General features: G+C 49.4%; 12 protein-coding genes and 1 pseudogene. 2 read left to right on the top strand and 11 right to left on the bottom strand.

Annotated elements, in window-relative coordinates; all coding sequences use genetic code 11:
• Positions 1-113 precede the first annotated feature (113 nt).
• Positions 114-521: pseudogene (locus tag ACE3MQ_RS13490) on the bottom strand (sulfonate ABC transporter substrate-binding protein); the annotation flags it as partial.
• Positions 522-890: 369 nt separating this feature from the next.
• On the opposite strand from ACE3MQ_RS13490, the gene ACE3MQ_RS13485 reads away from it, so the two are divergent.
• Positions 891-1,298 carry a DUF1259 domain-containing protein gene (locus ACE3MQ_RS13485; protein WP_379393389.1) on the top strand — a complete coding sequence of 136 codons (408 nt, stop codon included), beginning with the start codon at positions 891-893 and terminating at the stop codon, positions 1,296-1,298.
• 290 nt (positions 1,299-1,588) lie between these two features.
• Positions 1,589-2,236 (top strand): SGNH/GDSL hydrolase family protein, encoded by a 648-nt coding sequence (locus ACE3MQ_RS13480; RefSeq protein ID WP_379393387.1) that lies wholly within the window; start codon positions 1,589-1,591, stop codon positions 2,234-2,236.
• Between the two features lie 107 nt (positions 2,237-2,343).
• On the opposite strand, the gene ACE3MQ_RS13475 is transcribed toward ACE3MQ_RS13480, so the two are convergent.
• From ACE3MQ_RS13475 to ACE3MQ_RS13430, 10 genes are all read right to left on the bottom strand, one after another.
• Positions 2,344-2,745 carry a secondary thiamine-phosphate synthase enzyme YjbQ gene (locus ACE3MQ_RS13475; protein ID WP_379393385.1) on the bottom strand — a complete coding sequence of 134 codons (402 nt, stop codon included), beginning with the start codon at positions 2,743-2,745 and terminating at the stop codon, positions 2,344-2,346.
• A 16-nt stretch (positions 2,746-2,761) separates the two neighbouring features.
• Positions 2,762-3,883 (bottom strand): SIS domain-containing protein, encoded by a 1,122-nt coding sequence (locus tag ACE3MQ_RS13470; RefSeq protein WP_379393383.1) that lies wholly within the window; start codon positions 3,881-3,883, stop codon positions 2,762-2,764.
• 24 nt (positions 3,884-3,907) lie between these two features.
• Entirely contained in the window at positions 3,908-4,834 is a 927-nt protein-coding gene (locus tag ACE3MQ_RS13465) for a carbohydrate kinase family protein (RefSeq protein WP_379393381.1), read from the bottom strand.
• A 12-nt stretch (positions 4,835-4,846) separates the two neighbouring features.
• Positions 4,847-6,619: an ABC transporter ATP-binding protein gene (locus ACE3MQ_RS13460; RefSeq protein ID WP_379393379.1), complete on the bottom strand. Its 1,773-nt coding sequence runs from the start codon at positions 6,617-6,619 to the stop codon at positions 4,847-4,849.
• 252 nt (positions 6,620-6,871) lie between these two features.
• Entirely contained in the window at positions 6,872-7,432 is a 561-nt protein-coding gene (locus ACE3MQ_RS13455; RefSeq protein ID WP_379393377.1) for an ECF transporter S component, read from the bottom strand.
• Positions 7,433-7,451: 19 nt separating this feature from the next.
• Positions 7,452-8,303, bottom strand: a complete 852-nt coding sequence (locus tag ACE3MQ_RS13450) for an energy-coupling factor transporter transmembrane component T family protein (RefSeq protein ID WP_379393375.1) — start codon at positions 8,301-8,303, stop codon at positions 7,452-7,454.
• A gap of 149 nt (positions 8,304-8,452) precedes the next feature.
• Positions 8,453-9,175, bottom strand: a complete 723-nt coding sequence (locus ACE3MQ_RS13445; RefSeq protein WP_379393373.1) for a GntR family transcriptional regulator — start codon at positions 9,173-9,175, stop codon at positions 8,453-8,455.
• Positions 9,176-9,667: 492 nt separating this feature from the next.
• A complete protein-coding gene (locus ACE3MQ_RS13440; protein ID WP_379393371.1) occupies positions 9,668-10,675 on the bottom strand; it encodes an SPFH domain-containing protein in 1,008 nt (335 codons plus the stop codon).
• A 21-nt stretch (positions 10,676-10,696) separates the two neighbouring features.
• On the bottom strand, positions 10,697-11,482 hold the full coding sequence (locus ACE3MQ_RS13435; protein ID WP_379393369.1) for a TPM domain-containing protein: 786 nt from the start codon (positions 11,480-11,482) through the stop codon (positions 10,697-10,699).
• Positions 11,479-12,510, bottom strand: coding sequence for a TFIIB-type zinc ribbon-containing protein (locus tag ACE3MQ_RS13430; protein ID WP_379393367.1), 1,032 nt, complete (start codon positions 12,508-12,510; stop codon positions 11,479-11,481). The genes ACE3MQ_RS13435 and ACE3MQ_RS13430 overlap by 4 nt, the downstream gene beginning before the upstream one ends.
• Position 12,511: the final 1 nt, after the last annotated feature.

The following is a 12,511-nucleotide window of genomic DNA, read 5'->3' as shown; positions in this document are numbered from 1 at the left end:
ATTTATGAATGATTCCGTATGGAGAGCATGCTTCATTTCTATTCATGCATCGATATTTTTAGAACCGGTTTAGCCGGGCTTCACTTTCTCTCTATGATCCGATGCAAGCATACGGCGGCCTGGGCAAAAATTGGCGGCGCCTCACCGGTGTGCCCAAGATCGACGCTTCCTACGTTTAACGCTTCAAGCAATTGCGGGCCCCCCGGGAATTCCGTCCATTCGATCTTAATATTACGCTCTTCCTCTAACCGGCGATCCAGCGCTCCGTCCGCTTTTAGAATATTGATCGTCCCGTATTTCTGGTAACCGATGCGAATCGTAATATTCCTCGTGTCAGACGGCGAATTTAGTGACGATGAGCCTGATGGAGCCGATGCTGCCGTGTCCGCAGAAGCTGAGCGCCCCTCTGCCTTGCCGCCATTGCCGCTTGCGCTGCAAGCAGCCAAAGCCACCGCCAGAAATAATGCTGATTCTGCCCCGATAACCCCTTGTGCCGACCGTCTTGATTTTCTCTTTTCCATAACCAACTCTCCCCCTTCTATTTATCATCTCTGATAGCAACCCTTGGAAAACACAAAGGTCCCCCTGATCGATAGGCACAGTCACTGCCCATGCTCGATTAGAGAGACCTTCCGGCTGTCCGGTTAAGTCGATTTAATTCTGTCTATCCACACCAACTAACTTGGATTATTTTGAATAATATCATTGGCGTAGAATGGTGTCAAGAATTTTAAGCAGGTCATACTCATATTGAAACGCTTCTACCATGACGTCGGAACTCTTTTAAATAATTTGAAACAGCCACTAATCTATCTGCAAAAGCCCTGTCCAATTCATCTTGTCAAACATACCTTATACTGTTCGCACAAATGAAATGGAGGTATGAAAATATGATTAATAAGGCCTTATGCAGCCGTTTAGCAAAAATTATTAACGGGCAGGTTATAACTACTAAGCCAGCCTGCGTTGTTCAAACTTTGCGGAGATTAAACGTTAAAATCCTGGGGCGGCGCAGCAGATCCCCCTTAACTTTACCGTTTGCTCTATCGGTTGAATCCAAAGACTCACGCGGACGCACTCTGAATTTGGGGGAAACCGTCATTTTAGAAAGGGAAATCAATCCTTTCGTCTCGGAGCTGCGTAAGCGTGGAATCAAAGTTACTGCGATTCATAACCACTGGCTTTTCCAAAGCAATCCATTCAAATATATTCACTGGGAATCCATTGATGATCCCGTTGCATTCGTCGAGAAAAGTGCTGCCGCTGCAAGGGCAGTAGGAATACTTCCTAGAAGATAAGCAAACTTCTATCGACTTATTTTCCAAGAAGATATACCGCATCTAGCTGTAGTCTTTCTCCCAAAATTATAGAATTATTCAGCTGCGCAGCAACCATAGCATTCTGAAGTTTAATAGGAGGGCGCTTGCCCTCCTTTTCTCCTCCAGCTACCTTCATCAACCGGACATAAGAGATTTCCCCAAACCGGCTTTAAATGTCTCCGCTGCCTTCCCGCGTCTGCACAACCTGTGTATGAATGCCATATGATATCTCTGAGATGTGTGATTATGAATAAGTGAGGGTTATTCCAATGATCTATACCGCTCTTGGAGATTCCATTACATTTGGGGAAAATGCTTCTTCCTTCGCAAGGGCTTATCCCCGAGTCGCCGTATCCCTGCTAAATGCTTCAGATACCCGCAAAGTGATCGGGTATGTTCTGGCACGCCCTGGCTGGAATACCTATGACTTATTGGATGCCGCAGTATGGCAAGGCTCCTCCGTGCTCAGCCGCTCGGCCGTGGTCTCGGTATGGATTGGAGGCGTGGATCTAGCGAACTCCGCCTTGTCTGCACTCAGCAGCAAGCAGCCGTTAGACGCTAAACCCATTTTAAGCCGCTATCAGCGTAATTTGCATGCCCTTCTGTCTCAGATCAAAAATAGCAGCCCCGCCCGAATCATTTGCTGCACGCAATATAATCCATTTCCGAACAGCCCCCTTTCCGCTAAAGCGATAGATGGCTTAAATCTAGCCACGAATGAGGTCGCCAAAAGCTATAACGCGAAGGTCGCTCCCGTTCATAAATGGTTCGAAGGCAAACAAGGAAAGCTCATCTACGGATATCGCAAAGGAAAAATCGAGGATGCCTTAAGCGGCTTCTTGCCCATTCACCCCAACGATCAAGGCCATCAGGTTATCGCCAAGGGATTGGTTCCTTATCTTGCGGCAGGGAAATAATGAGCACACACCGTTACCTTTGCGAAATCACAAACGTAAAACATTGCGCACATGCAAAAGTACCGTCAAGCATCCAAGCTGACGGTACTTCATAGTTTTGGGGTTCATTACTGGCCCACGATCTGCGTATAAAACTCGCGATCCCGCGGGCCGTCGAATTCAAAGAAATAAATGCTCTGGGAGCTGCCGAGGACAAGCTCGCCGTTCTCAACAATGAAGGTCATGGACGGGCCAACCAGCGTTGATTTGATATGTCCCGCAGCATCCGTTGGCGTGTCGCATTGATGGTGAAAATCCGCCCGGATAGGGACAATCGTCTTAATGGCATCGTTCATGTCGAGCAGCCCTAGCGGATCTACACCGGAGTACACTGTGATTGCCGCTGTTGTATGGGGGAGATATACGCAGCAGAGACCGGTCTGAATACTTGCGGCTTCGACATCCTTCTTGATGCTCTGTGTAATATCCAATAATCCATGCGGATCTGTTCGGATGGTATGTTTGTTCATAAAGCCTCTGTCCCTTCTAGTCAACCTGCCAGCCGGCTACCGGGCCTGTATAGAGCAGGTTAATGACATGCTTCAAGTCTACGTCATGCGGCGCATCGGGGTTCTTATAGGACTTATGGGAGAGCTCGGAGGCGAACAAGTGCAGCACGACCATCGATGCCAGAGTTACGCCCCATGGGGACAGGCTGTGCAAATAAGGCGCTACATGGATCGTGTCGATGTTCGGATTTTCGATATCCACGCCACCGATCACCAATACGCGGGCACGCTGATTTTGAGCGTATTCCACGACTTGATTCTCGCGATGGTTGGAAATGTTGTTCCCGATCACAACGACGACGTCTGGGCTTTTCACGGCAAAGCCGAACAGGTGCATATACTCCTCCGCATTGCAGAACGTCACTTGGCCGCGAGAGGTTTCGACGATTTTGGCCGCGCCTACGAGCGCCGACGATCTGGAAGGACCGCTTCCGACGAACACATAGTTTCTCGCCTCAAGATAGGCCTGGGAAGCTTCCATCAATTTTTGATGCTCTTCCTTATAAATGCGATGAATCATCTCAGGCACGGTTACGGCCAGTTCCTCGCTAAGCTGCTGCCCTTCGTGCTCGGAAATCGTGCCTCTTTGCACGCCCATTTCCACCGCCAATTGATAGTAGAGGGCCAGCACGCTTGTCGTCGTTTTCGATGGAAAAGTCTTTGACACCCCGGTCGCTGTGGTGACCAGAGGAATCGTGCAGGAGGTGCCTAAAGGACTGTCTGCATGATTCGTTACGCCGATCGTGATCGCCTCTTTTTCCGCAGCATAGTCTTTCGATTTCAGCACGTAAAGAGATTTGCCGGATGAGCTGAACAAAATGACCATGGTTTTGGATGAAACCACAGGCTTGTTCAGATAGTAATCGTAGGCCTCAAATGCTACGGCTTGAACGCCGGCTATCTTCTTGAAGGCTTCGGCAGCCGCGAGGCTGATGAAGTAGCAGTCGCCGGAGCCGATGAGGTGAATTTCGCTGATCTCCTTGCTGACATCACGGATTTTCGCAATATCGCCCTTCAAAGAGTTTAGACAGTTTTGAATGGAATCTGCTTGCTCCAGCACTTCCTTCGGAAAATGATAAGTTTCATACCAGTTGCTCATAGATGATTTCCCCCGCTCATAAGTTTATGAATTGATGAATTTATATTGTTCGATTTCGTCCGGCTCCGGCATGCTTCTTGCCCCGGTTCGGGTCACGGAAATGCCTGCGGCAACCGTAGAGAATTCCATAGCCTCCCTTACGTCAAGGCCCCTAAGCTCAGCCGAAATATAGGCTGCGGCGAAGGTATCCCCGGCTCCCGTAGCGTCGATCGCCATATGAGAAGTCGGCGCTACTCTAAACGCAATTTCCCCGTCAGTTTGCAGCAAATACGAGCCTTCCTTGCCGCATTTGACGATAAACGTCTGCTCCTCTCTCGGATACAGCCCGAGCGCCTCCATCTCCGATTTCCCCGTCAGAACCACGTCACAGAGCTCCGCCATCCGCTGCATGGAGTCCTTGATCTGCGGCGGCACCGCATCCGTCGGATGTCGCAGGTTCGGATCGAAATACAGCTTCGCTTTGCCCTTCCACTGCTTCGCCACTTCAAAAATCGTAGCCTCCGTCACCGGGAGCCCCAGCAGTACGCCCGACAGGAAGATCGCTTGAGGCTGGATTTCCTCTAGAATGCGCGTGTCCTCCAATTGGAGATTACCGTAGGCTGAATCCAGGGCAAATACGAAGATGGTACGCTCTCCTTGCGGATCAACGGTGATGACGACAGTTCCCGTAGGAATGACTGGGTCAAGCACAATGCCGCAGGTATCCACCCCGTAGGATTTCAAATCCTCCTTGAGAAAATTTCCCGTCTCATCATTCCCCAAGCGCGAAACCATCGTACAAGGCACGCCTAGCCTGCCGAGACCCGCAGCTACGTTGCCGCCCGTTCCCCCGCCGTTCCTTTCGAGCGGCGATCCGTAAGTCCCGTCGCCGTTGGCCGGGTAGCTGATGATGCGCGACACCATATCGGCAAAGATATCGCCTATAACAACAACCTGGGATTTCTGTTCCACCGTAAATACCCCCTATATATTCAGCTGCACTGTCTTATTGATGTCCATAATGATCTCGGCCATATCCTCAATCGTTCGGGCAGTTCTCCCTTCGATCGAAGGGACGCTCGCTTTCAGTTTGTGATATAGCTCAAGAATAGGAGGAAGACTTATATTGGCAGATTCAAAAAGCTTCTGGTATTCCAGGAGTCCGCCCACATCGCCATCGTAAACGATTTTCCCTTGATGCATGGCTACCACGCGCGAGGAATATTCGCGCACGATGCGCATATCGTGGGTGACGGCCAGGATGGTCATCCCGCGCTGATGGAGCGTTTCGATCAGCTCCAGAATCTGTTTGCTTTCAACCCAATCCAGGCCCGTGGTCGGCTCGTCGATGACCAGAAACTCCGGCTCCAGCACGACCGTCGAGGCAATGGCGATTTTTTGGCGTTCCCCTTTACCGAGATTAAAAGGATTCTCGTCCTTCAGCTCGCTCAGACCCAGGAGCTCCAGAACGTCGTCGACCTTCCGGTCGATTTCATCCTGCTCTAGACCCAAGTTGATTAAGCCGTAGGCTACCTCTTCCTTGACGGTATTCGAGAAAATCTGATGATCCGGATTTTGGAAGCAATAGCCCACTTCCGTGATGAATTCAGATGTGTCCTTGCCTTGAATATCCTTCCCTTTCAAGCGAACTGTTCCCCGGGTAGGGGTCAGAATATTATTGATATGCTTCGTAAACGTGCTCTTTCCGGCCCCATTCGTGCCGATGAAGGTGATGTAATCGCCTTTGTAAATGTTCAACGACACGCCGTCCAGCGCGTTGAATGGCCCGCCAGGCGTATTGTAGGTATGAACGACTTGATCGAATTGGTAGAGCGGCACCTCATTTTTCTCAAAAGGCACGTAACGATACACGGGTTCCTCGGAAGGCGTGGAGCTTGCCCCTGGAATGTCTAAAGCGTCCGCCAGGCTCTCATACATCTCATCCGTCGTTAGCGGTAGTCTAGCAAACTCGATTCCCGCTTTCTCTTGCAGCACATAAGCCAGCCTAACCATCTCCGGCGGAGAAACGCCGATGCGTTCGCATAAGGCTTTATCTTTAAACACTTCGCGAGGCGGAGCATAAGCCACCACCTTCCCTTCACTCATCAGAGCCACCCGGGAGGAGTACTGTACGATCAGCTCTGGATCCTGCTCAATAAGGATGACCGTAATATCCTTATCCTGCCGCAAATCGTCCAGAATATCGCATAAATCCTTACGTCCTCTAGGATCCAGCTCGGCGGCGGGCTCGTCCATGACCAGCACCTTCGGCTCCATGCACAGTACGCCTGCCGACACGAGTCGCTGCGTTTCACCGCCGGATAGAGAGTCGGGCTTGCGGTTGATTTTTTGCGATAATTTCAGCTTCTGAATGTACGTGTTCACGCGCTCGATCAGCTCTTGCTTAGGCAGACCCAGGTTCATTGGCCCGAAGGCGATATCGTCGAATACTGTAGTGCCGAGAATCTGGCTCGAAGCATCCTGAAACACGCTGCCCACAATATCCACAAACAAGTTGGGCGAGCTCGCCGTGACTTCTACGTCCGAGACAATAGCTTTCCCTTCCAGCACGCCATTCTCGAAAAAGTCAGGGATGATGCCCCGCAAAACCAAGGAAAGCGAGCTTTTGCCTGCCCCCGTCGGGCCCATGATTCCGATAAATTCCTTCGGTTCGATTTCTAAAGAAATATCATCCAGTACGTTAGAGCTCTTCGGATCGTATTTCCAGCTTATTTTGTGCAATTCAACTATCGGCATGAGAACCCCTTTCCGCAAAGATCGCTGAATCATTTGCCTAACCTTCGATCATTTCACCAGCAATCTTTGCGTCTATAGAATATGACTTTGGCTATAAATGATTTGTCTTAGATGCTGCCATCACTTATGCTGATCCTTCAGAACCAGCGGCTCTCCTCCGCATTTTTTCGTAACTGCCAAATAGATCGTGGTCGGCGCAAAGCATACTACAAGTAAAATAAGCACCCATATTAATGTCATGGCTATTCCTCCTTATCCGTTCACGATACTTGTTTTTGCAAGCATTTTATGAGCTGCGGCACCGATGGAGCTAGCGATTGCAGAAGCGACGCATGCGCCGATGAGGCCGGCAATTCCGGCACCAAATGCAGCGGGAATCGTACTTCCGCCGGCCAGAATGAAGGAGACGGGGACGACGGCCAGGGAGAACAGCACTCCATTCGTCAGCGTTGCGGCAATAATGGCGGCTAGATGGCCGAACTTCAGCCGGGCCAGCCTGGCATAGACGCCCATGCAGCCTCCGAGGAAGACGCCCCAGCAAATCTGGATCGGAATGCCGAGCGGAAAGCCGACGACCCACGCCCCCAGAAGCCTGGCGAATATGCCGATAATCTGCGCTTCCTTCCAGTCCCAGTTTTTCACCATGCCGGCAAAATAACCAGGGGCCGAGTCTATTCCGATATCTCCCGTTGGAGTAGGAATCTTCACGAATGCGCCAACCGCAGATAAAGCAATTAGAATCGACATACGCGACATCCGTTTTGGAGTAAAGAAAGTTTTCTTGTTTCTAACGACCACATGTGTTGTTGCCATGCTGACAACCCCCTTTTTGTTATAACAGGCCCAGGCCATACTTGGATTTTGCATATACAGAAAGTGCAATAATTCCTATGACGATCAGACAGAATAACGCTTGCACTAAACCAAACTTAATATCGAGCATCTGAGTCCGCTTATTGCTGAAGCCATACCCCCGCGAGGTCATAGACATCGCCATCGTGTCGGATCTGCGCATCGACGATGCGATCATCGGTACGAATAACGGAATAACTCCCTGGACGGCAGCCCCCTTTCTGCCATTAGCGCTCTTCTTGCTTGAAGCGCCCCTTGATTTCTGTGCCTGTTGAATTTGTTCGACCTCTTTCTTTAGCGTCGGAATGAAGCGCAGCGCAATGCTGAGCATCAGGCCGAACTGATAAGGGAGGCCCATCCGATTCAGGCCGTACAGCATTTCCTCAATCGGAGTCGTATGCGAGAACAGGTTCGAGGCAAGAATCATGATGAGCATTTTCAGAATAAAATTGGCTCCCGCCAGCATCCCCCCACTCGTAAGTCCAATGTCGATAAACTTGGTTTCCCATAACACGAAGTACACTTTCCTGGCGATTTCGGTATGTGCGCTCGAGACATCGTAGATAAAGGCCGAGAACACGAAGAGGATCAGAAATATTCCGAGCACCGATTTGGCCATGCCAGCCAGCGCCTTCAGACTTACTCCTGCGCTCAGACACATTGCCAGTACCAGGAAGAACACCGGCAGCAGATGAATCGGATTATTAAAGACCATGGCTACAGCTACAAAACCGATAAATATGGCAAATTTCGAGTAGAGGTTCATTCCTTTCAAGAAGGACGCCTTCGGCAAGGTCGCAGTCATAACGGTAGCTCCTTTATGATTGTCCATAGATGCTTCACAACTCCTTTAACAAGTCTGGCATATCAAAGCTGCTTGGATATATAAACGCTGAACACCGGCCGTTGTTAGCGCTTACAAAATAGTCGGGAACCACAGCTGATCGTTCTAGTCAGCCGGGTTAGGTTGTTCATCACATGTCAGGTAGTTTCTCGAGTAATAACAGTATGCTTGTAACGATCGCCGCGATAATACACCTTCGTGAATTCTACGACCGCATTGTTCTGGTCATAAGCGATTCGATCCACGTGAAGTACGGGCTCTCCCTCTTCGATGTGCAAAATTTTCGCCATCTCGGCGTCTGCGGCGATAGCCGTTATGTTGTCGAGGGCGGTTTGAATCGTAATTCCATGATCTTCTTTGAGAACCTTATAGAAGGATTGCTTCTTCTCCCATATGCTAAGATCATACGAGCCTACAAATCTGACCGGAACATAGGAGCAATGGATGGTGATCGGCTCATCGTCTACCGAGCGAACCCGGTAAAATTCAATGACCTCCTCGTCCGTAGAAATCTCCAGCTTGGAGGCGATTTCAACAGTGGGTTGCATTTTCTTGACCGACATCTCGATGATCGAGGACTCCAGCCCTTTTCGTTTGATGATGTCCGTAAAGCTCATAATATTAGGTACCGCAGAATCGAGCTTGGAGGACGACACCCGGGTTCCCTTGCCCCGAACGATCGTAAGATAGCCCTCGTCCACTAGCTGCCGTATCGCGGTGCGAATCGTCGTTCTGCTTACCTTGTATTCCTCTTCCAATTCGTTCTCGCTGGGAATGAATTCGCCTTTCCTATACGTTTTATTCTTGATTTTCTCGGCCAGGTCGTCCCTGACCTTCAAATACAGCGACTTTTTCGCCATTCATGATACACTCTCCAACCTGATTATAGTTTATTAATGAGGTTATCACATCTCTAATTTTTAGAGACATCATTATGTCTTGTTTAGAGAGTAAAGCAAAATATTATTGAAGTCAATAACTAATTTTTGGATATGGTCATTTGATAACGAAAAAGAATGAAATCTTACTCCCAAAAAAAGATCCTGTAAAGAAATAAGGAGTCCCGAATTAAACCAAAAATACCCCTTCCGGTTTAAATAGTGCGCTTACATGACCTGCAGTCTTCGGCTGACTCGTTTTTTTGTGTTCTATGTCTTAAGTTTGATTATTTCACCTTCAGCTTCAACACGCCCGCTATAACGATGGAATAGGATGAGTGGTGTCATTGAATTGAACGTGACATGGACGGAATGGTAGGAAGGTTAATATTCAGTTGTACGAAAAAAAGAATTAAACGCATGAACCATCGAATGATGCTCATCGTTTAATTCTTTTTTAAGCTTTAAATAAAATTAGTTCAGCTTCTGGCCGCAATTCGGGCAAAAGTTAGCCCCTTCGTTCTTCGCGCCGCAGTTCGGGCAGAAGTTAGGCCGTTTACCGCCTTCAGAAGCTGAAGGAGCCGCCGCTTGAGGCTGTTGATTCTGGGGCTGACCCTGATTTTGATTCTGGCCCGGATTCATGTTCATATTCTTCATCATTTCATTCGCCATGGTCATCCCCATCATCATACCCGCCATGTCCGAGGCCATGCCGCCGCCCTGCACCTTGCCTGAAGCGATCCCGTCCGTCATGCTGACCTGCTGATATTTCTGCAGGTTGCCGATCATTTCGTGGGATGCCGTCTTGGTGATCATGTCCTGAATTTCCTGAGGATAGTTGAAGCTCATCACCTGGAAGCCGGTAATCGCAATTCCGTTATCCATCACTTCCATATCCAAATCCTCGCGAATGCCTTTGGCTATTTCAGAAGCATTCACCTGCAGATTGAACATGTCCTTACCTTCCCTGGCGATCCATTTCATTAACAGCTGATCCAGCACCGAAGTAATGCGGATTTTAACATCCTCAACGAGATAGCTGTCTTTCATTCCGGCAATCTTATCGATCAGCGTCACATAATCATTCACTTTAAAATTGAACGTCCCGTTGGCACGGATCGGCATACCGCCCGGCAATTGAGGCGTCGGTATCAGTATAGGATTTTGCGTTCCCCATCTGACGGTGAACTCCTTCGTATTCACGAATAGAACCTCTACCCGCATCCCGCTGTTAAAGCCGAATTTAAATCCTTTTAACGTCGACAGGAATGGAATGATTTCCGATTCAATGTTATACGACCCCTCATCCTCGAAAATCCCTTCGATTTTGCCATTGTTCACGAAAATAGCGTCCTGTCCTGCCCGGATGATCAGTTTACTGCCTTTTTTAATCTCCCGGTTGCTCCACTTCCAAAAGATCATATCATCTCTAAATTCTTCCCATTCCACTACATTTGCAAATTGATTTCTCAAGAATCCCATGTCGGATCTCCGTCCCTTCGATTAAAATTTTCCTCGGCTGCCGCTATGCGAGTGGCCGCCCCCGGTGATACCTCCACCGCCGCCGCCCGAGCTGCTGCTTGTGTTCCGCTCGATCTTCCGCTTCGTAGTCGTTGTTCTGATATATTGATCCTGACGATCCACTACTCCTGAAGTGCTCGCATCCTCATAGGTGCGCCGGTTGACCGTGACCCGGCCACCGGAGCGGTAAGTCATGACTCCTACGACGATCCCCCCCATGACTACTGCGGCACCCAGTTGGAACCAAAGACTGAACAGCGGGTTGTCCGGGTTCACTCCCGGCTTGAAGCCCATATATTTATGGGCGGTTTTAATATATTTTTCAAAAGCCTGCTTATAATCACCATTCGATAAATCCGGCGTAATTTTGTGACGTATTTGATCGAGCCTGCCATCATCCAGGTACTGCTCGGCCTTGTAGAAACCGGCCAGATAGACATCCCGATTCTTCATGTCCAGCGTCAGGATAACCGCATTGCCATGCGGTTTGTCGTACCCCGGAGCATGGTCATCATAAAAATCCTCCGTCATAACCACGACATCGATATTTTCAGCGTTATTTGAAGTAATAATGATGATATCCGTTTCTCTCTTGGCCCCATACTCATTAGCCATCGCATTAAGCTCAGCATATTCCTGCTGGCTGAGCAGATTCGCTTCATCATAAATCAATGATTTAGTTTCCGCTGCTGCTGCCATTCGAGCGGGTACGGCGAGATGTACGGCAAGAAAGAACAGAACTGCCAGTATTGCAAAATGCTTTCTCACAGGAATCCTCCCCCCATCATCCAGGAGATCACTTTCAAGGACAGCAGGGTCACGCCAGAAACGCCTGCAAACCAAGCAGTGACCTTCGCCTTGCTGATCGGCGGCTTGCCGACAACCTTCCCCGTTTGGCCGTTCATCGCGAACACGTACTCCGTTCGATTGTAGTCGTATTTCACTACCCATACGGGAATCAAGCAATAATCAGCCTGTTTTAAGTCGGTATCGATCTGCTTATTGGTATAGCTGACGGACGTATATCCTGTCACTGCGGATGAAATGGAGGATTCAATGAAGCTTCTAATCTTCTCCTTGGCCCGCGGGAGCAGCTCCCTCTCGTCATAGCTGTATTTCTCCGCATTATAACCGGCGAGATAAGGAGACTTAAAGCCCCGCAGCTTCTCGTAAGGAAAAGGCTCCAGCTTATCCATCAGCTCGTCATTCATCTTCTGCGACGCATCGATCGGCAAATTGACGTAATTCAAGCGCAGCTTCCGGTATATTGCGAAATGCTGCGTTTCTGTATACTGGTAATCACCTCGCGTGTAGGTTCTTACTTTCGTAGCCTGGCCATGAACCTCAACTCGGTTATGTAATTCATACAGCCAGAAGGGGACATAGATTCCGGTGATCCCTTTAACACGGTCTGCGGTCATAAAGCCGCCGGGGGTAAGCAGGCCATTCCTGCACCATTTCCGAAAAGCCGCCATTGCCTCTTCCTTGCTGATCAAAAAAGGGAGTACCTTCGCCGGAGTCAGCTCCCCGTCCAGACGGTCACCGAGAACGACGGCCGAGCCGCAGAAGCTGCAGACTGTTGCGGTTGTCTCCGCTTCCGTCATAATATCGGCCCCACAGCTATTGCAGTGATACTCCTTCATCCCATTTTCTGGAAATGCCTGCTGCTTGAGAGGATCAGGAAGCTTTTCAATATTGTCTTGTCTTCCACAGCCTTGGCAGGTCAATGCTCCCGTTCTTCCGTCAAAGACCATGCCGCTGCCGCAGCTGGGGCATTTATAGTCGATTACTGCCATT

Source organism: Paenibacillus lentus (assembly GCF_042714055.1).
Classification (GTDB): Bacteria; Bacillota; Bacilli; order Paenibacillales; family Paenibacillaceae; genus Fontibacillus; species Fontibacillus lentus_A.
The sequence above is the reverse complement of the archived record's forward strand: the minus strand, read 5'-3'. Positions and strand labels throughout refer to the sequence as shown.